At 67.6% G+C, this 24,514-nt stretch carries 27 protein-coding genes, 1 pseudogene and 1 CRISPR repeat array; of the genes and pseudogenes, 25 read left to right on the top strand and 3 right to left on the bottom strand.

The features are described 5' to 3' along the window. From CG50_RS17130 to CG50_RS14945, 22 genes and pseudogenes are all read left to right on the top strand, one after another. Window positions 1-475: pseudogene (locus CG50_RS17130) on the top strand (hypothetical protein); the annotation flags it as partial. 140 nt (window positions 476-615) lie between these two features. After that, on the top strand, window positions 616-945 hold the full coding sequence (locus CG50_RS15045) for a hypothetical protein (RefSeq protein WP_036640155.1): 330 nt from the start codon (window positions 616-618) through the stop codon (window positions 943-945). A gap of 187 nt (window positions 946-1,132) precedes the next feature. Next, the gene (locus CG50_RS15040; protein WP_036640152.1) at window positions 1,133-1,816 is read left to right on the top strand and encodes a MerR family transcriptional regulator; all 684 of its coding nucleotides are present in this window, start codon (window positions 1,133-1,135) and stop codon (window positions 1,814-1,816) included. Next, window positions 1,816-3,873, top strand: a complete 2,058-nt coding sequence (locus tag CG50_RS15035) for a phage terminase large subunit family protein (protein ID WP_081880476.1) — start codon at window positions 1,816-1,818, stop codon at window positions 3,871-3,873. Before CG50_RS15040 ends, CG50_RS15035 begins: the two co-directional genes overlap by 1 nt. Then, complete coding sequence (locus tag CG50_RS15030) at window positions 3,873-4,076, top strand: phage head-tail joining protein (protein WP_036640150.1); 204 nt, start codon at window positions 3,873-3,875, stop codon at window positions 4,074-4,076. Before CG50_RS15035 ends, CG50_RS15030 begins: the two co-directional genes overlap by 1 nt. Next, entirely contained in the window at window positions 4,076-5,680 is a 1,605-nt protein-coding gene (locus CG50_RS15025) for a phage portal protein (RefSeq protein ID WP_081880475.1), read from the top strand. The genes CG50_RS15030 and CG50_RS15025 overlap by 1 nt, the downstream gene beginning before the upstream one ends. 9 nt (window positions 5,681-5,689) lie before the next feature. After that, window positions 5,690-7,705 carry a prohead protease/major capsid protein fusion protein gene (locus CG50_RS15020; RefSeq protein WP_036640136.1) on the top strand — a complete coding sequence of 672 codons (2,016 nt, stop codon included), beginning with the start codon at window positions 5,690-5,692 and terminating at the stop codon, window positions 7,703-7,705. A 57-nt stretch (window positions 7,706-7,762) separates the two neighbouring features. Beyond that, the gene (locus CG50_RS15015) at window positions 7,763-8,110 is read left to right on the top strand and encodes a DUF2190 family protein (RefSeq protein WP_036640134.1); all 348 of its coding nucleotides are present in this window, start codon (window positions 7,763-7,765) and stop codon (window positions 8,108-8,110) included. Further along, a complete protein-coding gene (locus CG50_RS15010) occupies window positions 8,110-8,430 on the top strand; it encodes a head-tail joining protein (RefSeq protein ID WP_036640132.1) in 321 nt (106 codons plus the stop codon). The genes CG50_RS15015 and CG50_RS15010 overlap by 1 nt, the downstream gene beginning before the upstream one ends. Continuing rightward, window positions 8,427-9,068 (top strand): DUF6441 family protein, encoded by a 642-nt coding sequence (locus CG50_RS15005; protein ID WP_036640129.1) that lies wholly within the window; start codon window positions 8,427-8,429, stop codon window positions 9,066-9,068. The genes CG50_RS15010 and CG50_RS15005 overlap by 4 nt, the downstream gene beginning before the upstream one ends. A 3-nt stretch (window positions 9,069-9,071) precedes the next feature. Continuing rightward, window positions 9,072-9,506 carry a hypothetical protein gene (locus tag CG50_RS15000; protein WP_036640127.1) on the top strand — a complete coding sequence of 145 codons (435 nt, stop codon included), beginning with the start codon at window positions 9,072-9,074 and terminating at the stop codon, window positions 9,504-9,506. 15 nt (window positions 9,507-9,521) lie between these two features. Next, window positions 9,522-10,460 carry a phage tail tube protein gene (locus tag CG50_RS14995; protein WP_036640124.1) on the top strand — a complete coding sequence of 313 codons (939 nt, stop codon included), beginning with the start codon at window positions 9,522-9,524 and terminating at the stop codon, window positions 10,458-10,460. Further along, the gene (locus CG50_RS14990) at window positions 10,460-10,918 is read left to right on the top strand and encodes a hypothetical protein (protein WP_036640122.1); all 459 of its coding nucleotides are present in this window, start codon (window positions 10,460-10,462) and stop codon (window positions 10,916-10,918) included. Before CG50_RS14995 ends, CG50_RS14990 begins: the two co-directional genes overlap by 1 nt. A 44-nt stretch (window positions 10,919-10,962) precedes the next feature. Beyond that, window positions 10,963-11,139, top strand: coding sequence for a DUF7697 family protein (locus tag CG50_RS17260; protein ID WP_169743357.1), 177 nt, complete (start codon window positions 10,963-10,965; stop codon window positions 11,137-11,139). Then, the gene (locus tag CG50_RS16380; protein ID WP_051910067.1) at window positions 11,123-13,315 is read left to right on the top strand and encodes a phage tail tape measure protein; all 2,193 of its coding nucleotides are present in this window, start codon (window positions 11,123-11,125) and stop codon (window positions 13,313-13,315) included. The genes CG50_RS17260 and CG50_RS16380 overlap by 17 nt, the downstream gene beginning before the upstream one ends. Further along, window positions 13,315-14,469 carry a hypothetical protein gene (locus CG50_RS14975; RefSeq protein WP_036640118.1) on the top strand — a complete coding sequence of 385 codons (1,155 nt, stop codon included), beginning with the start codon at window positions 13,315-13,317 and terminating at the stop codon, window positions 14,467-14,469. Before CG50_RS16380 ends, CG50_RS14975 begins: the two co-directional genes overlap by 1 nt. Further along, on the top strand, window positions 14,466-15,302 hold the full coding sequence (locus CG50_RS14970) for a phage BR0599 family protein (RefSeq protein ID WP_036640115.1): 837 nt from the start codon (window positions 14,466-14,468) through the stop codon (window positions 15,300-15,302). Before CG50_RS14975 ends, CG50_RS14970 begins: the two co-directional genes overlap by 4 nt. Before the next feature lie 9 nt (window positions 15,303-15,311). Then, window positions 15,312-15,554, top strand: coding sequence for a hypothetical protein (locus CG50_RS14965; RefSeq protein ID WP_036640113.1), 243 nt, complete (start codon window positions 15,312-15,314; stop codon window positions 15,552-15,554). Further along, window positions 15,551-15,754, top strand: a complete 204-nt coding sequence (locus tag CG50_RS14960) for a hypothetical protein (protein ID WP_036640111.1) — start codon at window positions 15,551-15,553, stop codon at window positions 15,752-15,754. The genes CG50_RS14965 and CG50_RS14960 overlap by 4 nt, the downstream gene beginning before the upstream one ends. Continuing rightward, a complete protein-coding gene (locus CG50_RS14955) occupies window positions 15,747-18,854 on the top strand; it encodes a VWA domain-containing protein (protein WP_036640109.1) in 3,108 nt (1,035 codons plus the stop codon). Before CG50_RS14960 ends, CG50_RS14955 begins: the two co-directional genes overlap by 8 nt. A 21-nt stretch (window positions 18,855-18,875) precedes the next feature. Then, complete coding sequence (locus tag CG50_RS16375) at window positions 18,876-19,586, top strand: DUF2793 domain-containing protein (protein ID WP_051910066.1); 711 nt, start codon at window positions 18,876-18,878, stop codon at window positions 19,584-19,586. An 835-nt stretch (window positions 19,587-20,421) separates the two neighbouring features. After that, window positions 20,422-20,745 carry a phage holin family protein gene (locus CG50_RS14945; protein ID WP_036640107.1) on the top strand — a complete coding sequence of 108 codons (324 nt, stop codon included), beginning with the start codon at window positions 20,422-20,424 and terminating at the stop codon, window positions 20,743-20,745. 8 nt (window positions 20,746-20,753) lie between these two features. On the opposite strand, the gene CG50_RS16370 is transcribed toward CG50_RS14945, so the two are convergent. Continuing rightward, complete coding sequence (locus tag CG50_RS16370) at window positions 20,754-21,188, bottom strand: DUF4236 domain-containing protein (RefSeq protein WP_051910065.1); 435 nt, start codon at window positions 21,186-21,188, stop codon at window positions 20,754-20,756. Window positions 21,189-21,249: 61 nt separating this feature from the next. Then, window positions 21,250-21,444, bottom strand: coding sequence for a hypothetical protein (locus tag CG50_RS14935; RefSeq protein WP_036640104.1), 195 nt, complete (start codon window positions 21,442-21,444; stop codon window positions 21,250-21,252). 184 nt (window positions 21,445-21,628) lie between these two features. Between CG50_RS14935 and CG50_RS14930 the strand changes: the two genes are divergently transcribed. The 3 genes from CG50_RS14930 to CG50_RS14920 all read left to right on the top strand — a co-directional run bounded on the left by CG50_RS14930 (window position 21,629) and on the right by CG50_RS14920 (window position 23,660). Continuing rightward, entirely contained in the window at window positions 21,629-22,294 is a 666-nt protein-coding gene (locus CG50_RS14930; protein ID WP_152559556.1) for a peptidoglycan-binding protein, read from the top strand. 3 nt (window positions 22,295-22,297) lie between these two features. After that, entirely contained in the window at window positions 22,298-22,639 is a 342-nt protein-coding gene (locus CG50_RS14925; RefSeq protein WP_051910063.1) for a hypothetical protein, read from the top strand. Window positions 22,640-22,853: 214 nt separating this feature from the next. Next, window positions 22,854-23,660: a DNA adenine methylase gene (locus CG50_RS14920; protein ID WP_036640101.1), complete on the top strand. Its 807-nt coding sequence runs from the start codon at window positions 22,854-22,856 to the stop codon at window positions 23,658-23,660. A 127-nt stretch (window positions 23,661-23,787) separates the two neighbouring features. Further along, window positions 23,788-24,242: a CRISPR direct-repeat array (repeat unit 29 nt; unit sequence CGGTTGATCCCCGCGTGTGCGGGGAACGG). Window positions 24,243-24,337: 95 nt separating this feature from the next. Here the strand turns inward: CG50_RS14920 and CG50_RS16695 are convergent. After that, the coding region (locus CG50_RS16695; protein WP_211248640.1) for a type I-E CRISPR-associated endoribonuclease Cas2 at window positions 24,338-24,514 on the bottom strand (177 nt) is incomplete at its 5' end.

Here is a 24,514-nt window from a genome sequence, read left to right as displayed (position 1 = left end):
GGTGGCCGACGTGTTCGACCGGATGGAAGCCGCGGCGCGGCGGGCGCGCAAGCCGATGCCGCTGACGCCCGGTCAGATCTCGGTCGCGCGGCGGTATCGCACGCTGGTCGAGCGCCACGACGCGGGCGGGATGAAGTTGTCGAGCATCGAAGGCCGGACGGGCGGCTCGGTCGGGCGAGGGGCCGACGTGACCGACCTGCGTCTGATCGAGGCGCGCGAGATCGCGGCGCTGCGCCGCCGGATCGGCGAAGGCGCAGCGATGGTGGTGCGCCGGGTGCGTCCGAGCAAGCGCGGGCCGGGGGCGTCGATCATCCTCGACCGGCGGCTGGTCGATGCGGTGTGCCTCGAAGATATGCCGCTCAATGCGGTGCTGGTCGCACATGGGTGGTCCTACAAGGCAGAGACTATCGACAGGCTTAGGCAGGCCCTCAGTGCCGCTCTGGACCGGATGCAGGGCTATGCGGCGCGATTTTAGCCGGGGGCACACGGGGGGACTTGACGCTTAGTCCAACTGGATGCACACATCTCAATATGATCCACACGAACGCCCGGAGGGAACCATCCCTGCCGGGCGTTCTGCGTTTCAGCTGTCAGCCGACACCCGGAGATCCCCACATGGTCAGGAAGCCTCAGCCTCTTTTTGAGGAAGCGCAGTATTGCATTCGCAGCGGCGTGGTGCGGATCGGCAACGGGATCACCGACCGGCGTGAGATCGGGTTCATCGCTGAGCGCCGCATCTGCGGTTTCCTGGACTGGGCGCTCTGGTGGCCTCTCGCGGGCTGTGACTGGCGCATGAGCCGGGATGAGGCGTTGGCGGACATCGCCCGCGACCGGGACTTCCGTCGGCAGTACCGCCGCCGGACGCCGGTCGAGATGATCTATGAACGCGACATCCCGGACGGGGCGGACTACCGGTCACGCTCTCCGAAGCCGCCTCGACCGTGACCCGCCGGGCGTCGCTGACCGCCGCCGGCGTCGCGACCCGCCGGGCCTCGATTTCCGCGGCACCCGCTTTCGGGTCCTCCCCGGGGTCTAAACCTATACGGGGGCGCTGAGCGCATGGGTTTGGCCGCGCTAAACTTAAACGAAAGCCTAAACCGCGAGGGCTAAACAACAGGGGCTAAACGTCACCATGGCCGAGCTGACCACAACAGAACTGGCGGCGCGGCTCGGGCTGTCGAAGGGCCGCATCAGCCAATACGTTTCCGAGGGCAAGCTGGCGGGGTGCTATCGCGGCGACGGCCGGTCCCGCCGCTTCGATCTGGTGGCCGCGACCGAGGCGCTCGGGCGCGGCCTCGACCTCGGGCAGATGACCGGCAACGGGCTGAACACCCGCCGGGCGCTGCGTGAGATCGAGGCGGCGCAGAACGTCGGCGCTCCGGCCGATCCGGCCCCCGCACCGGCCTCTGCGCCGTGTTCGGTCGAGGCTGTCCGGCCCGAGCCCCGTCCTGCCGCGGTGCCGCTGACGCTGACGCCGGCCGAGCCCGACCGGCTGGAGATGGCGACGATCCTCGCCAAGGAAGAACAGGCCCGGAAGCTGCGCCGCGATAACGAACGCGACGAAGGCAACTGGGTGCTGGCGAGCGAGGTCCGCCAGAACGTCGCCCGTGCGATGGCGCAGGAACTCGCCGAATTCGAGAGCGTGATCCGCGACACGGCCCGCGCGATTGCCGATGTCTACGGGCTGGATTTCAGGGAGGTGCGCAAGGTGATGATGGATCGTTGGAGAAAGCACCGGCAAAACCGCATGTCGCAGGCTCAGACCGTGGCCGGAACCGCGGCGATGTCTGAAGCGGAAACCGAGGCGAATGTCTGATGGGGTTTCTGTCCGCTTCCGAGGCGGCCGTCTGGGCGGGGATCGCCCAGGCGATGGAACCGCCGCCGCCGCCCGATATCACCCGCTGGTGCACCGAGAACATCGAGTTCGACGCCCGCTCGCCGTTCCCCGGCCCGTTCCGCATCGACCGTTTCCCGTTCCTGCGCCGGATCCACGAAGTGCTGTCGCCCGAACATCCCTGCCGCGAGGTGACGGTGCGGGGCTCGGCGCAGTGGGGCAAGACGATCTCGGTGCTGAACCCGACGCTCGGCGCCTGGCACGAATACGGCCCGCTCGACAGCCTCGTCGTTCACCCGACGACCTCGGCCGCGACCGAGTGGGTGCGTACCAAATGGATGCCGATGCGGCGTCAGGCCCCGAGCCTGCGCGCCATCTTCGGCGACGGGCGCGGCGAACAGACCGACACGCTGCACAATCAGGAAACGATCCGCCGCGACGGAACGCTGAAGGTGACCTCGGCCGGCTCGCCCGATGACCTCGCCGGCACGACCCGGCGTCTGGTGCTGATGGATGACGTCTCGAAATTCGAGATGACGCCGAAGGGCGACCCCGAGGAACTGGCGGCGAGCCGCGCCGCGGGGTTCGAGGATGCGAAGATCGTGCGGATCTCGACGCCGCAGATCGCCGACACCTGCCGCGTCACGCGGGCGTTCATGCGCTCGACGCGGGAATATTACCACGTGCCCTGTCCGCATTGCGGGAATATGGCGCCTCTGACCTGGGAGAACTTTCGCAAGTGCCTCGACCCGGAGCGGCTGCACGATGCGCATTTCGTCTGCGAGAAATGCGGAGAGCCGATCCGGCACCAGCACAAGGTCGCGATGGTCGCGGCCGGGCAATGGGTGGCGCAGAACCCGCGCGGCGATCATCCGGGGTTTCACCTGTGGCGCGCCTATGTGCCGCAACGGGACTGGGCGTCGATCGCCGTCGAATACGCGCGGATCATGGGGTGGACGCGGCTCGAAACCACGGCCGAGACGGCGGACACTGTCGCGGCCAAGGTCGAGGAGGAGACGCAGCAGACCTTCTGGAACGACGTTCTCGGGCTGCCGTTCGAACAGGCGGCGAAGGGGCCGGACTGGGAAAAGCTGCGCGACCGGGTCGAGAATGCCGAGCCGGGAGAGACCCTCGCCCGTGGGATCGTGCCGGCGTCCGGGGTGATCCTGACGGCCGGCGTCGACTGTCAGGACGACCGGGTCGAGGTGCATATCGTTGCCTATGGGCGGAACATGCGCCGGTGGGCCGTGGATTACAAAGTGATCCCGCATCACATCGGCGACCGGGAATGCTGGGCCGAGCTCGACGCGCTGCTGCGCGACACCTGGCGCACGGAGCTCGGGTTGCGGTTGCCGCTCGACATGATGGCGATCGACTGCGGCACCTACACGGATGACGTCTGGGGGTTCGCCAAGCGTCACCCGTGGTCGCGGGTGATCGTGGTCAAGGGCGGCTCGCGCCAGACTGGGCCGGTGATGGAACCGATGAAGTTCGAGCGCCGGGTCGACGGGCGGGCGAAGCGTGCGCAGCGGCGGGCGTTCATCCTGAACGTGTCGCAGATGAAGGGCGACTTCTACGGCTGGTTGCCGAAGGACGACCCGGCCGAGCGCGGCTTCTGCGCCTTCGCGCAGGGTCTGGGCGATGAATATTACCGGATGATCAGCTCCGAGGTTCGGGTGCTGAGGCGCTCGCGCACCGGCGTCGTCACCAGCGCATGGGAGAAGGTCGAGCCGACGCGGCGCAACGAAGGGCTCGACACGATGCTCTATTCGGAGGCCGCGGCGCGTCGGAAGGGCTGGGCGCATATGGCGGAAATCCAGTGGGACCAGCTGGCCGCCGAACGCGGGATCGCGCCGCCCGACGGCCAGCCCGATCTGTTCGACGCTCAGGCGACCGCGCCGGTGCCGGTTCGCGCTCCGGTCCCGCCGCCCGCGCCTCCGGCTCCGGCTCCGCCGAGCGCCCCGGCGGCGCCTGCACAGAAAACACCCCGGGCGCATGGGTCGTCCTGGCTCGGGTCTCGCAAGAAAGGATGGTTCTGATGGCCTACACGCAAGCCCACCTCGACCTGATCAAGGAATCCTATGCCTCGGGCGTCACCTCGGTGTCCTACGATGGCAAGACGACGACCTATCGCTCGCTCGCGGAGATGAAACAGATCATCGCGACGATCGAGGGCGAGCTGTCCTCGACCTCGGGCCGGTCCCGTCCGGTCGCGGGCTTCGCCACGTTCCGGAGGTCGTGATGAAATCCCGGCCGCCGGATGGCGGGGTCAAATGGGGGATCGGGGATCGGGCGCTCGCGCTCTTCGCGCCCCGGATCGCCGCGCGCCGCTATGCCGCGCGGATCTCGATCGACAACCTGCGCCGGGGCTATGAGGCCGCGCGGCGCGGGCGTGGCACGGACGGCTGGCGCACCACCGGAGCGTCGTCGGATGCCGAGATCGCGGTCGCGGGCGCGGTGCTGCGCGACCGGATGCGCGATCTGGTGCGCAACGCGCCGATGGCCGCGGCCGCGGTTCAGGTGCTGGTCAACAACATCGTGGGTGCCGGGATCCAGCCGCGCGCCGCATCGAAGAGCAAGGCGCGCAACGCGCGGGTGGATGCGGCATGGGAACAGTTCTCGGCCGCGGCGGATGCTTTCGGGCACACCGACTTCCACGGGCTGACGGCGCTCGCGGTGCGCGAGATGATCGAGGGCGGCGATGTCTTCGCGATCCGGCGCCCGCTGCGCGCGGGTGTCGCGCCGGTGCCGTTGCAGATCGAGATCAAGGAAGCCGATCACCTCGACGACGGCCGGCTGCTGCTGCGCGCGGACGGCACCCGGATCAAGCAGGGGATCGAGTATGACACGGCCGGGCGGCGTCTGGCCTATTACCTGTTCCCCGATCATCCGGGCGATGTGTCCACGATGTTCAGCGGCAACTCGGGCTCAGTGCGGGTGCCGGCCGACATGGTCGCCCACATGTTCGAGCGCCAGCGGGTGCAGTCGCGCGGGGTTCCATGGGGCACGCCGGCGCTGCGCGCGATCCGCGATCTCGACGATTGGCAGATGGCTGAGCTGGTCCGCAAGAAAACCGAGGCCTGCATGGTCGGGGTGGTGATCGGCGCGGATGAGGACGAACAGTCGATGGCGCCGAAGGTCTCGACGGCCGGAGGCGATGACGTCGAACAGTTCGAGCCCGGCATGATCGCCTATGCCCGCGGGACCAAGGACATCAAGTTCAATGCGCCGTCCTCGACCTCGGGGGTGCGCGAATGGACCATGACACAGCTTTACGCCGTTTCGGCGGGATTCCGGGTGCCGTACCCGATGATGACGGGCGACTGGTCGCAGTCGAACTTCTCGTCCTCGCGGGTCGGGATGAACGAATTCCGGCGGATGATCGAACAGGTGCAGTGGCACATCGTCATTCCGATGTTCTGCCAGCCGATCTGGGAGTGGTTCTGCGAAGCCGCCTGGACGGCGGGTCTTATCAACAGCCCGACGATCCCGGTCGAATGGGCGCCGCAGCGGTTCGAGTCGATCAACCCGTTGCAGGATGCGCAAACCGATCTGCTGGAGGTGCAGGCGGGGATCTCGTCGATGCCGCAGGTGATCGCGAAGCGCGGATACTCGCCGCAGGCCGTGGTCGCGGAACAGGCGGCGTTCCTCGCGCTGACCGACAGCTATGGGCTGAAGTTCTCGTCCGATCTGCGGACGGGGACGGCGCAGGCTGCCTTGGGGCCGGCGAAGTCTGCGACCGGCACGGCAGACCCGGCCGGGCAGGGCAACGGGGCCGGCGATAGCGGCCCGACGTCAGACGGCGAGGCCCCGGCGTCCGGGGCTTCGGACACCAGCAAAACCTGAGAGGTCAACATGGCGAAGGATATCGTCAACCTGCCCGTGATCGGGCGGGCCGCAGAAGTGCGCCCTGAAACCATCGACGCCGCGGCGCGCACGATCGACGTGGTCTGGACGACCGGCGCCATCGTGCGGCGTCTGGATTGGAGCGGCTGGGATCCGGTCGAATACGATGAGGAGCTGGTCGTCGATCCGGGCGCGGTGCGCCTCGACCGGCTGAACGCCGGCGCGCCGTTCCTGAACGCGCATTCGGCGCGCGCGGTCGAGGACGTGATCGGCTCGGTGGTGCCGGGCAGCGTGCGCATCGACGCCGGCGTCGGGACCGCGACCATCCAGCTGACCACCGCGGCCGATGCGCAGGGTGTGGTTCAGCGCATCCTCGACAAGTCGCTGCGCTTCGTCTCGGTCGGCTACCGCGTCCACCAGTACGAAATCACCCGCATCGACGGCCAGCGCGACCTGTGGCGCGCCGTCGACTGGGAGCCGATGGAAATCTCGGCGGTGCCTGTGCCCGCCGATGCCGGCGCGCAGATCCGCTCGGATCCGGGCGCGGCGCAACTCTCCCCCTGTGTCCTGGTGCGCCAGGACGACCCGGCCGCCGTCGCGGCCCTGAACCCCGGAAAGGAAACGACCATGTCCACCCCCTCGCAGCAGACGCCCGACACGACCGCGCAGCAGCGCGGCGCGGCTCCGGGCGCCCCGGTGCAGAACATCGCGCCGACCATCGACGCCGATGCGATCCGCGCCGAGGAACGCCAGCGCGCCGCCTCGATCAGCCAGCTGGTGCATCGCCACGCGCTCGATGCCGCCTTCGGCGAGGATCTGATCTCGCGCGGCGTCTCGGTCGATCAGGCCCGCGCCGCGATCCTCGACAAGATCGCCGATGCCGACCCGATGCAGGGCCGGATCTCGGAACCGGCCCGCGCCCGCGACGGTTCGGCCGATGAGGCCTATCGCGGTGCGATGTCGAACGCGCTCTTGCACCGCTCGGCGGCGCCGGGCGTTCAGCTCTCGGCCGACGGGCGCGAGTTTCGCGGCATGACCCTGATGGAACTGGCGCGCCATGCGCTCGAACGCTCCGGCGTCTCGACCCGCGGCATGTCGAAGATGCAGCTGGCCTCGGCGGCGCTCGGTCAGCGCTCGGCGGGCTATCACACCAGCGGCGATTTCCCCACGGTGCTGGCGAACATCGGCAACATCACCCTGCGGGCAGCCTATGGCGAGACGCCGCGCACCTTCCAGACCTGGGCGCGCCGCGCGACGCTGACCGACTTCCGTCCGACGACCCGCGTTCAGGTCTCGAACGCGCCGGCGCTCGAACTCGTCAAGGAAGGTGCCGAGTTCAAGTATGGCACCTTCGGTGAGGCCTCGACCCAGTATGCGCTGGCGACCTACGGCAAGATCCTGTCGTTCTCGCGTCAGATGCTGATCGATGATGCGCTCGGGGCGTTCACCCGCGTCGCGAACTCGTTCGGTGCCCGCGCGGCGCAGCTCGAAGGCGATATCGTCTACAGCATCTTGCTGAACAACGCCGCGCTGTCGGACGGCAAGGCGCTGTTCCACGCCGATCACGGCAACCTCGGCGCGGCGGCGCAGATCGACGAAGCCGGTCTGACGGCAGCCTTCACCGCCTTCGCGCAGCAGACCGGGACCGACAAGGAAGCGATCGACGTCTCGCCGACGTTCCTGATCGTGCCGCCGGGCCAGCGGGCGCTCGAAGCGCGCAAGCAGATGACCGCGACCACGCCGGCGAGTTCGAGCGACGTCAGTGCCTATTCTGGCCTGCTGACCATCGTCGAGGAACGCCGCCTGTTGCCCGCGAGCGGGACGGCCCCGTGGTTTGTCGCGGCCTCGTCCGCGATCATCGACACGGTCGAATATTCCTACCTCGACGGCGAGGACGGCCTGTTTACCGAGACCCGCAACGGCTTCGAGGTCGACGGCGTCGAGATCAAGGCGCGGCTCGATTTCGCGGCCGCCGCGCTCGATCACCGCGGCCTCTACAAGAACCCCGGCAAGGCCGCGGCCTGATCCTGACGGCCGGGCTTCGGCCCGGCTGCCTTTCCCTTCATCTGAGGAGCAAAGCACATGAAAAACTATCTTGGACCCGGCGACACGCTTGTGATCCCCGCACCGTCGGCCGTCGCCTCGGGCGGCATCGTCGTGGCCGGCTCGATCACCGGCATCGCTGCCGCCGCGGCGGCCGAAGGCGAGGACGTCGTGGTGAAGACCGACGGCAAGTTCTCGGTCCCGAAGCCCGCGGGCGAAACGTGGACCGTGGGCGCGCCGATCTACGCGACGGACACCGCTGGCACCGGCACGATCACCGCCGGTACCAATGCCTATCTGGGGGTCGCGGTTGAGGCGGCGGCCAGCGCCGATACGGTGGGCAGCGTCCGGCTCGGCGGCGCGATCCCGATCACCTGGGGCGCCTGATGGAGAACGCCTTCGCTTTCTCCGTCGCGATGATCTTCCGCGATCCGAACATGTCTCGGGCCGCGCTCTATCGGCCGGGCGGGGAAGGCGATGGCGCGACCGTCCGGGTGATCCTGAACGCCCCGGATGCTGTGGCGAATTTCGGCAACGGGGCGTTCGTGGTCGATGCGACGGCCCTCTCGGTGCAGGTCGCCGAGGTGGCCTCGCCGAAATCCGGCGACACGTTCGAACTCGATGACGGCACGGTGCTCGAGGTCGGTGGCGATCCGAAGCGCGACCGCGAGCGGCTGTGCTGGGCGATGGGGGCGCGAGAGCTGTGATCGGCATCGTTCCCTTCGGCGATATCCGCAAGATCATGGCCGAGCATGCCGAGGCCGGGGCGGAGGCGGTCGCCCGCGCCGCCCAGATCGCGGGCGCCGGCCTGAAGGAAGAGCTGCGCGCCCAGGTCCGCGCGGCGGGGCTCGGCGACCGGCTTGCCCGGACGTTCCAGAGCGCGACCTATCCCGCGAAGCGGCCGTCGATGAGCGCGGCGGCGCTGGTCTACAGCAAGGCGCCGAAGATCGTCGGGGCGTTCAGCGACGGGGTCACGATCCGGTCGAAGAGTAGCGGCTGGATCGCGATCCCCACCGATGCGGCGGGGCTGCGCGGCTCGCGCGGCGAGAAGATCACGCCGAAGGCCTGGGAAGCGCGCACCGGGATCAAGCTCCGCTACGTCTACCGGCGGGGGAAGCCCGCGCTTCTGGTGGCGGACGGCATGCGGATCAGCAAGGCCGGCCGGGCGATGCAGAACAAGTCCAAGGTCAACAAGCGGACGGGGATCAGGCGCGGCGAGGTCACGGTGCCGATCTTCACGCTGGTGCCGCAGGTCGAGCTTCGCAAGCGGCTCGATCTCGCGGGGCCGGTCGAGAAGTGGTCCTCGAAGATGGCGCAGCTCATCCCGCAGAACTGGAAAGGCTAGGCGATGGCGTCGAAATCCGAGACCGTGCTGATCGCGCTCTTCGATGCGCTGAGCGCGGCCTTGCCCTCGGGGGCGGGGATCCAGCGCAACGGCGTGCTGCCGGTTCGCATTCCGGCCGCGGGGCAGATCATCCTGCGCGACGGCGATCCGGGTCAGCCCGAGGTGCTGATGTCGCCCGTGCTCTACTACTACGAGCACAGCGCCGATGTAGAAATCATCGTCGACCGCCCGGCCACGGCGCGCGATGCGACGTTCGATACGCTGAAACAGGCGGTGGGTGCGGCGCTCGCCGCCGACCGCACGCTTGGCGGGCTTTGCGATTACGTCGATGCCGACGCGCCTGCGCCGGTGACGCTGCCCGTCGAGAATGGCGACGGGCTCAAGGTGGCGACGATCTCCGTCACGCTTCGATACGGGTCGGCCGACCCGCTTCTCTAACCGAAAGGAACGACAATGGCTCGTGCTCAGGGAGCGCGATCGCAGCTCGCGGTCGCGTTCGAAACCGTTTACGGCACCGCCCCGGCCTCGGGGTTTCTGAAGGTGCCCTTCGCCTCGACCACGCTCGGCACCGAACAGCCGCTGCTCGACAGCGAGCTGCTCGGTTACGGCCGCGATCCGCTGGCGCCGGTCAAGGACGCCTCGACCAGCGACGGCGACGTGGTGGTGCCGATCGACGCGGTGGCGTGGGGGATCTGGCTGAAGGGGGCGTTCGGCGATCCGACGACCACGGGCACCGCCGCGCCCTATAGCCATGAGTTCGCCTCTGGCAGCTACAGCCTGCCCTCGATGTCGATCGAGAAGGGCATGCCCGAGGTGCCGAACTACGAGATGTTCTCGGGGGTGATGGTCGACAAGATCAGCTGGCAGATGCAGCGCTCGGGCCTGCTGACGGCGACGGTGAGCTGCATCGCTCAGGGCGAGGATGACGCGACGGCCTCGGCCGCCGGCACGCTGACCGAGGTCGATGTCGAGCGCTTCGGCCATTTCAACGGGGCGATCCAGCGCAACGGGGTCTCGCTCGGCAATGTCGTGTCGGGGCAGATCACCTACGCGAACAACCTCGACAAGATCGAGACGATCCGCTCGGACGGCAAGATCGACGGGGCAGACCCGGCGAACGCGCAGCTCTCGGGCCAGATCGTGGTGCGCTTCGCCGATACCACGCTGCGCGATCAGGCGATCGACGGCGAGGCCTGCGAGCTGCGCTTTGGCTACGCCCTCGGCGATCACAGCTTCGAGCTGGTCGCCCACAAGGTCTATCTGCCGCGCCCGAAGACCGAGATCTCGGGGCCGTCCGGCGTGCAGGTCACCTTCGACTGGCAGGCGGCCAAGGATCTGAGCCTCGGCCGCATGTGTACCGCAACCCTCATCAACGACGAGGAAACCTACTGATGCTGCGTATCAATCTCGACCGGGGGCCGCGCTGGTTCGACCTCGGCCATGGCGTTCGGCTGCAGGTCGATCCGGTCACCGCGCTGATCGTCTCGGCCGCGCGCCAGGACGCCGAGGTGCAGTCGCTCGACCCTGCGAGCGTGTCGCAAGAACAGCTCGGTATCGCCATGTCGCGCGCCATCGCGCGCCGGGTGATCCGCGACTGGGAAGGGGTGGGCGATGCCGATGGCGCGGCGCTGCCGGTATCGGACGGCGCGGTCGATGCGCTGCTCGATGTCTGGGAACTGTTCGAGCGGTTCCAGTCGCTGGTGATCGCGCCAGCGATGCTGGTGGATCAGGAAAAAAACGTCTCCGCGCCCTCGCCGAATGGCACTACGGCGGCGGCGAAGACTACTGCGGCGCCTGCGAAGGACGCTGCGAAACGTGCCCGGCGAAAATCCACGCCCCGCAAACGCTAGAGGGCGAACAGGTCTGGGAACTGTCGCGCCGGCTGAACGGGCAGGTGCAGTGGTTCCCCGGCGCGGTGGTGGGCTGGAACATGGCGGGGGCCTTCGCCCTCGCCGCTTCCCTGTGCATCGACGAACGGGCCGTCGGGGAATTCCTGCCGGTCATTGAAGGGGTCATGGCGCGCGCCGTGACGACGCAAGCCAGAGGGAACGGTGATGGCGGCAACGGCTAGGAAAGAGGTCGGGATCCGGCTTGTCGCCAAGGACGGCCAGGTGGTGAAGGCCGAGCTGAAGGGCATCGGCGAGGTGGGCGCGCAGGCGTTCTCGCGGCTTGAGGCGAAGGCTACGGCGATGGGCAAGGGCGTTCTCGGCGTCGCGGGCGAGATCGCCCGGCAGTTCGCGGCGCCGCTCATCGCCGCGGGCTCGCTCGCGGGTCTGGGCGAGCTGGTGCGCGGGACGGCGGAATATGCGCAAGAGGTGCAGAAGTTCGCGCAGATCTCGAACACCACGCCCGAGACGTTCCAGAAATGGGCGGCCGGGGCGCAGACCGTCGGGATCGAGCAGGAAAAGTTCGCCGACATCCTGAAGGACGTGAACGACCGGATCGGCGATTTCGTGTCGACCGGCGGCGGGCCGATGAAGGATTTCTTCGACGTGATCGGCCCGAAGGTCGGCGTGACGATCGATGACTTCAAAAAACTGTCCGGCCCGGATGCGCTGCAGCTCTATGTGTCGAGCCTCGAAAAGGCCGGCGCGAGCCAGCAGGATTTCGCGTTCTACATGGAGGCGATGGCCTCGGACTCGACGGCGCTGGTGCCGCTGTTGCGCAACAACGGCACCGAGATGAAGACGCTCGGCGACCGGGCGGCGAGCCTCGGGGTCGTGCTGGGCGGGGCCGCGCTCGAGTCGATGCGCCAGACGCAGACCTCGCTGACGGAACTCGGCTGGGTCGCGAAGGGGCTCGGCAATCAGATGGCGGTGGCCGCGGCGCCGGCGATCCGGGCGTTCACCAATGCGCTGGTCTCGGCGGCCTCGGAAGGCGGGGTGCTGCATGAGGCGATCTCGCTGCTGTTCGGCAACATCGACCGCATCGCCACCTATGCAGCCGTCGCCGCGACGGTGTTCGGCGGCAAATGGGTTGTCGGAATGGTCGCGGCGCGGCTCGCGACGATCAGTTTCGTGGGGTCGCTGGCGCTCATGCGGGCGGCACTGCTGCGCACCGGGATCGGTATCGCGATCGTGGCGGCCGGCGAGATGGTGCTGATGTTCACGCGCCTCGTCGAAGGGGCGGGCAGCTGGGGCGATGCGCTCTCCGCGCTCGGCGATCTCGCGGCCGGGGTCTGGGATGGGATCACGTCCTCGGCCGGGGCGATCCCCGATTATCTGGCCTCGGTTTGGGAACGCGCGAAGTCGGACTTCTACGACATGGAAGCCTCGATCCTCGCGTCGTGGCGCAACCTCTTGTCCGGGATGGGCATCACCGAAGGCGCGAAGGCTGTCGACGATGCGGTGACCGCGGCGCTGAAGGCCTCGAATGACGCCTATGTGCGCTCGGGCGATCTTGCGGCCTCGGCCAGTTCCAAGGCATCCACGAGTTTCGACAAGGCCCGCGCCGCGTGGGGCAAGCTCAGCGATCTCGTCGCGAAGGGCAGCGGCGACGGGGTGACGCGGCTCGGGGATCTCTCGGCCTCGGCCGAAGGTCTGGGCACCACGCTGCAGGACACCGGCGAGAAGGGGAAGAAAGCCGGTCAGAAGATGACCGACGCCGAGAAGGCCGCGAAGAAAGCCGCGCAAGAGGCGGCCAAGGCGGCAGAGGAACGCGAGAAGAAAATCGAGCAGCTCGGGACCGAGATCGCGGGCGATATCGTCAACCCGATGAAGGACGCGCTGAAGTCGGGCGAGATCTCGTTCTCGTCTTTCACCGACACCCTGTCCTCGATGGCCTCGAACCTCGCCAGCCGGTTGCTCGATGCAGCATTCCAGCCGATCCAGGACTATCTGGCATCGCTGGTCTCGGGCAGCATTTCGAGCGGCGGGATTGCCAATACCCTGTTTGGTTCGCTCGTCGCAAATGCCAATGGCGGGGTGTTCTTCGGGGGGCACAAGGTCAGCGCTTTCGCGAGCGGTGGCGTCGTGTCCTCGCCGACGCTGTTCCCCATGGCGACCGGCACCGGGCTGATGGGCGAGGCCGGACCTGAGGCAATCATGCCGCTCGCGCGCGGCAGCGACGGCCGGCTCGGCGTGCAGCTGAACGGGGGCGGCGGCGGTGACAGCGTCTCGGGGCAGCCTCAGGTTAACGTTCGCAATATCAACGTCTTGGATCCGGCCCTTGTCGGAGACTATCTCGCCACCTCAGCCGGGGAGCGCCTGATCATGAACACCATCCGTCGCAACAAGGGCTCACTGTAATGTCCGATCCGGTCCTGTGGCCCTTCGCCCCTGCGCAGCAGGTGGCGGAGGTGCTCGAATGGAGCACTGACGTCTTGCAGGCGGAAAGTGCCGAACAGCGGATCGGCCTGCGGCCGGTCCCGCGCGAGACGCTGACGCTCACCCACCGGCTCGATGCGCTCGGCATGGCGCAGGCGGGCTATCTGGCGCGGCTCGGCTATGTGGGCGACTGGCTGGTGCCGCTGTGGCATCAGGCGCGCCAGCCGACTGCCGCGCTGACGCAGGGCACGACCGAGATCCCGATCGACACCACCTGTTCGGATTTCCGGGCGGGCGAGCGGGTGGCGATTGCCGCCGATGGCGGGGCGGCCGCGGTGGCGACGATCTCGGCGGTGGCGGACGACAGCCTGACGCTGAGCGCGGCGCTGGCGCTTCAGCTGCCGGCGGTGACCACGGCGCCCGGCCGGCTTCTCATCGCGCCGGTGCGCACGGCGATCCTGTCCGCCGAGGTCGCTGTGTCGCGCAAGCGCCAGTCGGACGGCGTGGCGACGGCGGGCTTTCTGCTGCGCGATGCGCCCGCGCTCGATGCGCCGGATCAGACGCTTTACCTCGGCCGGCCGGTGCTGACGGATCCGACGATCCTGCGCGGCGACCTGGCGTCCTCGATGTCGCGCACGGTCGAGTATGTCGACAACGGCTTCGGCCCGGTCGTGGTCGAGCCGGTCAACACCTGGTTTGTCCGCTCCGAGACACTGACGCGCAAGGCGCAGGGGCCGGCCGCGCGGTGGGCGCTGCGGCGCTGGCTTTATGCGCTGCAGGGCCGGCGCCTGAGCTTCTGGCTGCCGAGCTGGGGGCGCGACCTGCAACTGCGGGCCGCGGTCACCGCGACGGCGACCTCGCTCACCGTCGCGCCGCTCGGGCCGGTCGCGGGCTACGTCGGGCGCAAGATCGTCGCCGAGACCTCGGCCGGGCTCGCCTTCGCCACGATCGCGGCGGCGGTCGAAAGCGGGCTCGACCATGTGCTGACCCTCGGGGCGGCTTTCGGGACGGCGCTGCCGGTCGGCGCGCCCATTCACTTCATGTCGGCGGTGCGCGCGGATGCGGATCGTTTCGAAATCGCTCATGGCCTCGTCGCGTCCGAGGTCAACATCCCCTTGATCGAGGTGCCGGAATGACCACCTATGCGGAAGCGGAAAGCTCAGTTCAGGCCGGGCAGCCGTTCTACCTCTATCAGTTCACCTGCGGTGAACAGGTTTGGCGGTTCACCAGCCGGGCTGCGGACTGGACGACGACGGTCGACGGGGCCGCGGTGGTCTGGACCGCCTCGGCACTGGCGCATGGCGAAATCACCCTGTCGTCGCAGGTCGAGCGCGGATCACTGAGCCTGACCTTTCCCCTGTCGGATGCCTTCGCGCTGTCGCTGCTGCGGCCCACCAGCTCGAAATACATGGTGCTGACGATCTTCCGCGGCCATGAGGCGGTGCCCGACACCACGGTGGTGCATTGGAAGGGCCGGGTGATGGGGGCCGAAAGCGAGGGGCGGACCATCGTCGCGACCTGCGAATCCCTCTACGCGACGATCCGCCGGCAGGGCTGCCGCGCCAAGTATCAGAGCCTGTGCCGGCATATCCTGTACCGGGGCGGCTGCGGCCTCGACATCGCGGAGTTCTACACGACGGCGACGGTCACGGCGGTGTCGGGCGCCGCGCTGACCGTGCCCGGGGCGGCCGATCAGGCGGACGGCTGGTTCGCCGCCGGCGTCCTGAAATACGGCACCGAATACGGCTTCATCCTGACCCATTCGGGCAGCGCGCTCGGGCTCGGCGCCGCGATGCCGTCGCTGGTCGAGGCGCTGGCGGCGACGCCCGCCGGGGTCGAGGTGCAGATCGCACCGGGCTGCGACCTGCGCGAGACGACCTGCGAGACCAGGTTCGCGAACCTGCTGAACTACGGCGGCTTCACCCGGATCCCCGGACGCAACCCGTTCGGCGGCAGCTCTATCGTCTAGGGGGCGGCGATGTGGAATTTCCTCATTCAGATCGGCGTGGCGCTGGTGCTCTCGGCGGTCAGCTACGCGCTGAAGTCGAACAAGTACGACAAGCCGACGGCCTCGTCGCTCGACGATTTCGACATCCCGACCGCCGAGGAAGGGCGGGTGATCCCGGTGGTGTTCGGCACGGTGCTGCTGACCGGGGCGAATGTCGTCTGGGCGGGAGACCTGAAGGTCACCGCGATCAAGAAAAAGGGCAGCAAGAAATGACGACGGTTCGGACGATCGACCTGCGGGTCTCGCGGATCTGCTTTCGGGGGGCGCGGCCGTGGTTCCGCGATCACGGCATCAGCTGGGCGGACTTCGTGGTGAACGGCGTCGACGCCGAGGTGCTGATCGAGACGGGCGACGGCATCGTCGAGCCAGTCGTGAAGGCCGCGCGCGAGCGCGAGGGGGCCGTGCATGGGTAGCAGCAAGAAACAGACGGTCGGTTACAAATACTTCCTCGGCGCGCATCTCGCGCTGTGCCACGGGCCGGCCGATGTGCTGCGCGAGATCCTCGTCGACGACAAGGTCGCCTGGTCGGTGACGACCGGTGCAGTCTCGGACGGGGGCACCGCGGCGGTGACGGCTATCGGCACGGCGACCGACATGGCCGCGGTCGCAGGCGAGAGCACGGCGACGGTGACCTTCCCGGGCACGCTCTCGGGGATCAAGGTCGGGCAGAGCTATGTGCTCATGCTCGCCTCAGCCGGCACCGTCACGGTGACGGTCACCGGGGTGATGTACGATCCCGGCGAGGGGGTGACCACGTGGTTCGTCACGCCGGCCACCACCGCCTTTGCCGCACAGGCGGCGACGGTGACGCAGGTCGCAGCGACGACCTCGAACACCGGCGGACGGGGTGGACGGATTACCATCGACGCGGTGGATCTGTTCGGCGGCGAGAGCCGCGAGGGCGGGATCGAGGGCGACGTCGATGTGCTGATGGGCGAGCCGACGCAGGGCATGAACGACTATCTGGCCGAGCAGCGCGGCGCCAACGTGCCCGCCTATCGCGGCATCGTCAGTCTGGTGCTGCGTCAGCTCTACATGGGCATCAACCCGTACCTGAAGCCCTGGGCGGTGCGGCTGACCCGGATCCTCGCCGCCGAGGACGGGGCGGAACAGTGGTATCCCGAGAAGGCGCAGATCCTCGGCGCGGCCTCGATCAGCGACGCGGCGATCTACTTCGCCATCGACACCTCGGGTTCGATGGCGGGCAGCCGGTTCAACGCGGCGAAGGAAGCCGTCGCCAGCCTGATCGAGGAAATCGCCGCGAACGTCGACAGCGATGAGCCGAACGACATCAGGATCGTGACCTGGGCCGACAGCGTGCGCGGCTCGATCGAGCGCGACACCTGCGACGCCGACGAATATGCGGAACTCGCGGCATGGATGCGGGCGCAGGCCAGCCCGGTTTCGGGTTCGGGCGGCACGAACTATGCCGCGGGCCTTGCATCCTGCGTCCAGTTCTTCGACGATACCGAGTGCGACCGGAAGGTGGTGATCTTCGTCACCGACGGCGAGGCGACCTCTGGCTCGATGAGCGACGCCAAGGGCTATCTCGACGATGCCGGGGCAGACGTGTTCTGCTTCAACATCGCGCTCGAGGATACGACCTACACCGCGCAGCTCGACAACACGCCGATCGACGACGTGCCGGTGGTGACCTCTGGCGATACGCAGGCGCTGATCAACGCGCTGCGCAACGCCTTCGGGCCGGGGCCGGACATGAACCCGGCGCATATCATCCGCGAGTGCCTGACGAACGGCACATGGGGGCTCGGCTATTCCGAGAGCGAGATCGGCGCCAGCTTCGAAGCGGCGGCGGACACGCTGTTCGCCGAACAGCTCGGTCTGTCGTTCCTGTGGCAGGACGATGGCCCCATCGAAGACTTCCTCGCCACGGTGCAGAGCCATATCGACGCCTCGGTCTATGTCGACCGGCGCACCGGGCTTTGGGAAATCAAGCTGATCCGGGACGACTATGACGTCGCGGATCTGCCGGTGTTCGACGAAGGCAACGTGACCGACTGGGGCACGCTCGGCGTGCGCCAGCCCGGCGATCTCGTGAACAGCGTCACGGTGAAATACACCAACGCCTCGACCGAAAGCACGGCCTCGGTCTCGGTCACGGATGCGGCGCGGGTGATCGAACTCGGCGATGCGGTGTCGCAGACCGTCGAATATCCGGGGGCGCGGAATCAGAGCCTCGCGGTGCGGCTGGCGACGCGGGATCTGCGGGCGCTGTCGGCGCCGATCCTGAGCGGTCAGATCTCGGTCAACCGGGACGGGGCCGATCTGAACATCGGCGATGCGATCGTGCTGAACTCGCCGCGGCGCTCGATCGACGGCGTGGTGATGCGGGTTCAGGAAATCGGGGTGGGCAGCGGGCGGGACAACGCGATCAAGCTGACGCTGGCCGAGGACGTGTTCTCGCTCGGGACCTCGGCCATCGTCGGCGGGGCGCAGAAGGGGGAAGGCACGCTCACCGCGAAGCCCACCGCCCTGAAATACCGGATGGCGGAAGAGGCGCCCTATTGGCTGGTCGTCCAGCAGCTCGGCCACGATCAGGCCGAAGCTATGCTGGCGTCCGACCCGACGGCGGGGGTGCTGACCGCGACGGGCGAGCAGAAGACCTCGCAGGCGGTCTCGGCGCAGCTCTGGGTCGATCCGGGCACCGGCACGGCCGAGGACGAAGCCGCGATGCCTCTGGTGCCGGTTGCCGTTCTCGCGGCCGATCTGAGCGACGATCCGACCGATTGCGTGCTGTCGGTGACCGGCTGGCAACAGATCGGCGACGTGCAGATCGGCTCGCTCGCATGGCTCGGGGGCGAGTTGGTGGTCGTCTACGGCATCACCGCGACCGAGGTGACGGTGGGGCGGGGCTGCCTCGACACCGTGCCGCATGCGCATGCCGCGGGGGAGGCGGTGCTGTTCTTCGGCCCCGAGGCGGCGATCGGTCAGGCGCAATACGTGGCGGGCGAAGAGGTGACCGTGCGTTTGCTGCCTGAGACGCCCTCGAAGGTGCTGGCCTGGTCGAAGGCGGGCGAGGACAGCGCGCGCTTCGACAGCCGGGCCTTCCGTCCGCTGCCGCCGGGTAATGTGCAGGGCAATGGCGTTTATGCGCCGGACGCGGCGGTGCTGCTTTCGGGCGATCTGGAGCTGAGCTGGGCGCATCGCGACCGGCTGTCGCAGACCGGCTCGGTGATCGCCGATTATCGGGCGGCCTCGATCGGTCCCGAGGCCGGCACCGATTACGTGGTGCAGGTGTTCTGGGTCGATCCCGAAACCGACACGGCAATCGAGCCAGCGGCCGCCGAGATCGAGGTCGGCAGCGGCACCGGCTACACGCTGACCTCCTCGGCCCTGCCGCTCGACGACGCGCCGGCCGGCACGCAGAAGCTCGACATCGCGCTGCGCTCGCGGCGCGACGGGCTGCTGTGTCACGATTACCGCAGCATGCGGTTCGTCTCGCCAGCGGCCGTGGGCTGGGACAAATCTTGGAACCTCGCCTGGGGCGAGTGACGATCATCAAGAGAGGTGAACATGGCGCAGCGCGCTTTGCCGGGGCTTGGTCTCCGGGGGTTTTACGATGCGGGATATGAGGGCTGGGGCACGCCTCTGTCCGAGGATCTGCGGGTGTTGTCGGTCCTCACTGCGGGCAGCGCCCTGTCCCGGACTACGGTCCTGCCTGCGGCCGGGGCGACGGGTGACATCTACATCGTGCCGGCGGATGCCGCGGCGAACGCCGATCAGATCGCGGTTTGGGATGGCGAGAGCGGTTCCGAGGCCTGGGTCTATCTGGCCCCGGTCACCGGGGTGATCGTCTGGCTCGCGGATGAAGCGGCGTCGGTGCGGTGGGAGGGGTCGTCGTGGAACCTCATCAGCTCGTCGGCCGGCATGTCCGGCTCGGATATCCGGGCCGCGCTCGACGGGCTGATCGGCACTGCGTGGCGCAAGGTCTCGTTGCAAAGCAGCACCGCGGCCTATGCGCTCACCGACGCCGATCTCGCGGGCAACGTGATCCGCACGCTGACCTCGGCCACCGCGGTCACGCTGACCGTACCGGCCGGGCTGACCGGCACCGAGCCGATGACCATCGTGCAGGGCGGGGCAGGGACGGTGACGGTCTCGGCCGCCTCGGGCGTCACGATCAAGTCCTATGGCAGCAAGCTGTCGCTTGCCGGGCAAGAGGCATGGGCGACACTGATTCCGCTCGGATCGGACACCTACCGTCTCGGAGGGAACCTCGCATGATAAGCTGGCCGCTCTTGATGGGTTCGGTAGCCGCATCGTGGGCAGAAACCGGCTGGACGCCCATCGGCATGAGCCCCATTGCGTGGTTCGATGCCCAGTCTAGTGGGACTATCACCCTATCTGGATCGCTCGTATCGGCATGGGCGTCTAGGGTAGCGACGTGTGCGGCCCTTACCAATTACAGCACTATGCCGACCTATACCGCCGATTTGTTCGGGACTGGGTATCCCGGTGTGTATTTCGATAGCAGTGCATCTATGTGGAACAGTAGTGCATTTGCGAGCGATATTGGTGCGTCTGCAACGATTGTGTCGCTATGGATGCCAGATAGTGCGTCCCTAACAGGCCGAGCGGCGCCATTCGTTGGCTCGTCCTCGACTAAAAAGGGGATAGGTATCGGATCAGAAATCGGGGCCAGTGAGAGTCGATCATACATCTGGGGCAGTTCGGAGATATATAACTCCGTAACGGGAAATAGAATTGACGTTCTTACACTAGATTCGGGAACGGCTTTCAAGCTGGTCACGAATGGCTCGTTGGAGGTGTCGGCAACCGTCAGCAGAGTTAGCCTTGAGGATGGCTTCCATCTAGGCGGCACTGGTGGATTCCAATGGGGTCACATGAACATTGCTGAAACTCTGACGTTCAATTACGTGCTATCTACTGCTGAGCGTCAGAAGGTAGAAGGCTATCTCGCGCATCGCTGGGGCATGACCTCGCTGCTGTCTAGCAGCCATCCTTATAAGGGCGTTGCGCCTAGTTGACCCTACTGTGACCAAACCGAATTCGAGCCCGGCCCTGTGCCGGGCTTTTCCATGCGCGGGGGACGCGAGACATGACGGATCCAACGGCCAATGGCCTGATCGCCTCGGTGCAGGCGCTCTGGGGCGCGGCGGCTACATCGCTCATTGCAGCCGCTGCCGGGCGGCTGGTCGTTCACGGGGCAGAAGTCCGGGCCGGGCGCCGCGCGCTGGTCGGGTGGCATCTCGTCTGGGAACTGCCGACGGCCGTGTTCATGGCCTTCGTCGGCGAGGCGATCGGCAGTTACTTCGACCTCTCGCGCGAGGTGACGACCGGCATCGTCGCGGCGCTGTCCTACCTCGGGCCGCGCGGCGCACGCGATGCGATCGAACGTGCCCTCGGGCGCGGCAAGGCCTGAGGGCCAGCCTATTTGCCGGAGTAGATCGCGAGCGCCACAAGCGCTGCGACGATCCAGAACAGCACCCCGCTCGCCATCAGGAACTTGGCGAACAACGATGTCCGCGGGGCCTGCGCGCCGGGCATGGGTGGCGGCATCGTCGCCGCTGCCGGTCGCCGCGGGGCATAGCTCATATCGTCGCGGGTGAGCGGCGGGGGATCTGTTCGCCGGATCTGGGCGGCCTTGGCCGGGGCTGGCGCTGCCACATGGGCTTGCCGGGGCGCCGTGACCTTGGTGCGCCAGCTCATTCCGGTGCCGGGGATCGAAGAGTTCAGATAGACGCCCTTCTTGCCCAGGTTCACGGAGGCGCCGCGCGGCCCGATGGTCGTGCTGATCCCGCGCTTCCCGACGTTGAGCGTGATCCCCGGGGCGATCCTGAAGCGCTTGCTGAACCGAAAACTCATGGCTGTTCCTGCGGGCACATAGGCTGCCGCACGGTGCTACCGCGCGGGCAGGGTGTCTACCTCATTTGTGGCAGGTCTTGTCCTGCGCGATGCATGAGTTGCCGCAGGGCTTGCCCTTCTTGCAGGCCTTCACCTCGGTCGGCTGAAGCCCGTGCTGCAAGACCTGCTTCACGTGCGCGATGGCCGGGGCCGCGGCCTCGGTTGCCTGAATGGATGCCGCGAAGACAAGCGCGGCCACGATGGCGGTCCTGAACATGATCTCTCCGGTCGCTGAGGGGCTCGTCCTCGCATTGTTTCGGGCGATCCGTCGATTCGACAAGGCGCCTCTCCGGTGACGTTGGGGCATGCGCCCGCGGGCGCGGCCAAGCCATAGCCGTCAGGGATCCCTTGACGGTTCATCCGCCCGGCCTCGCGCCGGGCTTTTTCATGGGGAAACCCAAATGCTGACTACCGCACAACTGGCGGCCATCTCTGGCCGGCCGGAATGCCCGCTCATGACCTCGGTGGTCGTGTCGCTCGAACGGTTCGGGGCGGAGATCACGCCGCCGCATCGGCTCGCGCAATACATTGCGCAGCTCGCGCATGAGAGCGGCCGGTTCCGCTACCTTCAGGAAATCTGGGGGCCGACCAAGGCGCAGCGCGGCTATGATGGCCGGCTGGATCTCGGTAACGTCGTTCAGGGCGACGGCTACAAGTTCCGTGGTCGCGGGCCGATCCAGATCACCGGGCGCTCGAACTATCGCAGCTTCACCGCCTGGGCGCATGAGCTCGACGCCGGCGCGCCGGACTTCGAGGCGAACCCGGACGCGCTTCTCGCCGATCCGTGGCTCGGACTGGCGCCGATCTGGTACTGGCAGGCCGGAAATCCGATTGGCGCCAGCCTCAACCGCTATGCCGACATCGGCGACACCGAGATGATCACGCGCCGGATCAATGGCGGGCTGAACGGCTATGCCGACCGGCTCGACCTCTACACCAAGTCGGGCCTCACCCTGCTTGGCCTCGACAGCGTCAAGGCCTTCCAGATCCTCGCCGGCCTGACCGTCGACGGCATCGCGGGGCCAAAAACCCGCGCCGCAATTCACACCAGCCTGAAGGGAGCCTGAGCCATGCTCGACATCATCAACACCATCCTCGCACCGTATCTGCCTGACCTGATCGGAGCGGCCGTCACCGCACTCATCGGCTACGCCGTCGCGCTGATCAAGGCCAAGACCGGCATCGAGATCGAGGCGAAGAACCGCGAGGCGCTGCACTCGGCGATGACCACGGGCGCGCTGCTCGGGCTCGCGAAGCTCGGGGTCACGGCCAGCAAGGAAGAGATCGCGGCCACCTCTGTCGCTTACGTCAAGTCGAGCGTACCGGGCGCGTTGGCGAAGCTCGCGCCGTCCGAGGGCGTGCTATCCGCTCTGGCGCTCTCGAAGGTCGAACAGGTGACGCAGGGCAAGTGAGCAATGCCGGCTGGGGCTGGGTCCCCGGCCGATGTGCGGCGGGCCTCTGGTCTGCCCGTGAAACCGGGCTCTCCCGCCTAACCACGGTGGGGGAGCGGCTTGCGACAGCCACTCCGAGCGGTTCCCGTGGAAAGTACCCGCTCCGACCCCAAGCACGCTTAAAGGTCGCCCACCCCATCGCGAGGGTGGCTGACCGCTAAGCGAGAATCAGCACATGATACAAGTCAAACCCGCCGCCCCGGTTGCCCCCTGGCTCGGCGGCAAGCACCGCCTTTGCCGCCGGATCATCGAGCGCGTCGAGGCGATCGACCACAGCGCCTATATCGAGCCCTTCGTGGGCATGGGCGGGGTGTTCCTGCGCCGCAGCTGGCGCCCGAAGCTCGAAGTCGCGAACGACCGCAACGGCGAGATCACCAATCTGTTCCGCATCTTGCAGCGGCACTACCCGCAGCTGATGGAGGTGATGCGCTTCCAGATCGCGTCGCGCCGTGAGTTTGAACGCCTGCGCTCGACCCAGCCCGAAACGCTGACCGACCTCGAACGCGCGGCCCGGTTCCTCTACCTGCAGCGCCTCGCCTTCGGCGGCCAGCTCGGCGGGGTGTTCGGGGTCTCGCCCACCACCGGGCCGCGCTGGTCGCTGGCGCGGATCGAACCGATCCTCGAAGACGCGCGCGAGCGCCTCGACGGGGTCGTTCTCGAGAACCTGGACTGGGCGGAAGTGATCGAACGCTATGACAGCGCCGGCGCGCTGTTCTACCTCGATCCGCCTTACTTCGGGGGCGAGGACGACTATGGCAAGGGCCTGTTCGACCGGGCGCAGTTCGCGCGGATGGCGGATCAGCTCGCCGCGATCAAGGGCGGGTTCCTGATGTCGATCAACGATACGCCCGAGATCCGCGAGGTGTTCGGCCGGTTCCACCTCGAAGAGCTGAAGCTGAGCTACTCGGTCAGCGCGGCCGGCTCGACCGAGGCGCGCGAGCTCTTGGTGTCGAACCGGGAAGAAACGGCGCGGCTGATCTGAGGCCGGCAGGGAAGGGGGGTGGGGCCGCGGGAATAGGCCCACCCTGCGCTATGGCTCGGCCCCTCGTGCGATTGATCCGCGTCTGCGGGGAAGGGGGACTGGCGCCGATCACAGTGGGGCCGGCGAACGGTTGATCCCCGCGTGTGCGGGGAACGGGCTGTCCGCCAGTTCGTGCGCATCCGTCGCTGCGGTTGATCCCCGCGTGTGCGGGGAACGGATCCACCCCGTAACCCCCAATCGGCAGGCGATCGGTTGATCCCCGCGTGTGCGGGGAACGGTCCGCCGTTGAAGCGCTGGATGCTCGGCGCGCCGGTTGATCCCCGCGTGTGCGGGGAACGGCTCGGGATCGATACCGAGCTGACGCACCACGCCGGTTGATCCCCGCGTGTGCGGGGAACGGTCCCGGCACGGCGGCGCGGCTCGGCGTCGATCGGTTGATCCCCGCGTGTGCGGGGAACGGACGTATAAGTCCGTGAAATTCGTGGGACTAGCCGGTTGATCCCCGCGTGTGCGGGGAACGGCCACCCGCCCTGTCGTGTTGCTCGTCCGAAGACGGTTGATCCCCGCGTGTGCGGGGAACGGTCTTCGTGTATCCCATTGGAAACAAAACGCTATTTAATTGTCAAAGAGCGCACCGGAATTCTCCGGCACATTTCGCACATGCCGATGCCGTCCGTCTAGCGGTTCTGGGAGAAAAATTCGATCAGCTTCAGCCCGTCGAAATCTTCGGGCATCCGACGGTTTTGGCCTGCTGAGGCAAAGTCGAAGCCCTGATCATTCAGCACCGACCAGACCATTACGGCATCGCCGGGCCGAAGACCTAGGCTGTCATCATCGGGGAGACCGAAGAATGA

Origin of the sequence: Paenirhodobacter enshiensis, from assembly GCF_000740785.1 — a bacterium.
Classification (GTDB): Bacteria; Pseudomonadota; Alphaproteobacteria; order Rhodobacterales; family Rhodobacteraceae; genus Rhodobacter; species Rhodobacter enshiensis.
Note: the sequence above shows the minus strand (reverse complement) of the source record. Positions and strands in the feature narration are given on the sequence as shown.

What these genes read in the sequence shown, in the direction of transcription:
- CG50_RS15045 (WP_036640155.1), top strand. Translation starts at nt 616, where the DNA reads ATGGTCAGGAAGCCTCAGCCTCTTTTTGAGGAAGCGCAGTATTGCATT.
- CG50_RS15040 (WP_036640152.1), top strand. Translation starts at nt 1,133, where the DNA reads ATGGCCGAGCTGACCACAACAGAACTGGCGGCGCGGCTCGGGCTGTCG.
- CG50_RS15035 (WP_081880476.1), top strand. Translation starts at nt 1,816, where the DNA reads ATGGGGTTTCTGTCCGCTTCCGAGGCGGCCGTCTGGGCGGGGATCGCC.
- CG50_RS15030 (WP_036640150.1), top strand. Translation starts at nt 3,873, where the DNA reads ATGGCCTACACGCAAGCCCACCTCGACCTGATCAAGGAATCCTATGCC.
- CG50_RS15025 (WP_081880475.1), top strand. Translation starts at nt 4,076, where the DNA reads ATGAAATCCCGGCCGCCGGATGGCGGGGTCAAATGGGGGATCGGGGAT.
- CG50_RS15020 (WP_036640136.1), top strand. Translation starts at nt 5,690, where the DNA reads ATGGCGAAGGATATCGTCAACCTGCCCGTGATCGGGCGGGCCGCAGAA.
- CG50_RS15015 (WP_036640134.1), top strand. Translation starts at nt 7,763, where the DNA reads ATGAAAAACTATCTTGGACCCGGCGACACGCTTGTGATCCCCGCACCG.
- CG50_RS15010 (WP_036640132.1), top strand. Translation starts at nt 8,110, where the DNA reads ATGGAGAACGCCTTCGCTTTCTCCGTCGCGATGATCTTCCGCGATCCG.
- CG50_RS15000 (WP_036640127.1), top strand. Translation starts at nt 9,072, where the DNA reads ATGGCGTCGAAATCCGAGACCGTGCTGATCGCGCTCTTCGATGCGCTG.
- CG50_RS14995 (WP_036640124.1), top strand. Translation starts at nt 9,522, where the DNA reads ATGGCTCGTGCTCAGGGAGCGCGATCGCAGCTCGCGGTCGCGTTCGAA.
- CG50_RS14990 (WP_036640122.1), top strand. Translation starts at nt 10,460, where the DNA reads ATGCTGCGTATCAATCTCGACCGGGGGCCGCGCTGGTTCGACCTCGGC.
- CG50_RS16380 (WP_051910067.1), top strand. Translation starts at nt 11,123, where the DNA reads ATGGCGGCAACGGCTAGGAAAGAGGTCGGGATCCGGCTTGTCGCCAAG.
- CG50_RS14975 (WP_036640118.1), top strand. Translation starts at nt 13,315, where the DNA reads ATGTCCGATCCGGTCCTGTGGCCCTTCGCCCCTGCGCAGCAGGTGGCG.
- CG50_RS14970 (WP_036640115.1), top strand. Translation starts at nt 14,466, where the DNA reads ATGACCACCTATGCGGAAGCGGAAAGCTCAGTTCAGGCCGGGCAGCCG.
- CG50_RS14965 (WP_036640113.1), top strand. Translation starts at nt 15,312, where the DNA reads ATGTGGAATTTCCTCATTCAGATCGGCGTGGCGCTGGTGCTCTCGGCG.
- CG50_RS14960 (WP_036640111.1), top strand. Translation starts at nt 15,551, where the DNA reads ATGACGACGGTTCGGACGATCGACCTGCGGGTCTCGCGGATCTGCTTT.
- CG50_RS14955 (WP_036640109.1), top strand. Translation starts at nt 15,747, where the DNA reads ATGGGTAGCAGCAAGAAACAGACGGTCGGTTACAAATACTTCCTCGGC.
- CG50_RS16375 (WP_051910066.1), top strand. Translation starts at nt 18,876, where the DNA reads ATGGCGCAGCGCGCTTTGCCGGGGCTTGGTCTCCGGGGGTTTTACGAT.
- CG50_RS14945 (WP_036640107.1), top strand. Translation starts at nt 20,422, where the DNA reads ATGACGGATCCAACGGCCAATGGCCTGATCGCCTCGGTGCAGGCGCTC.
- CG50_RS16370 (WP_051910065.1), bottom strand. Translation starts at nt 21,188, where the DNA reads ATGAGTTTTCGGTTCAGCAAGCGCTTCAGGATCGCCCCGGGGATCACG.
- CG50_RS14935 (WP_036640104.1), bottom strand. Translation starts at nt 21,444, where the DNA reads ATGTTCAGGACCGCCATCGTGGCCGCGCTTGTCTTCGCGGCATCCATT.
- CG50_RS14930 (WP_152559556.1), top strand. Translation starts at nt 21,629, where the DNA reads ATGCTGACTACCGCACAACTGGCGGCCATCTCTGGCCGGCCGGAATGC.
- CG50_RS14925 (WP_051910063.1), top strand. Translation starts at nt 22,298, where the DNA reads ATGCTCGACATCATCAACACCATCCTCGCACCGTATCTGCCTGACCTG.
- CG50_RS14920 (WP_036640101.1), top strand. Translation starts at nt 22,854, where the DNA reads ATGATACAAGTCAAACCCGCCGCCCCGGTTGCCCCCTGGCTCGGCGGC.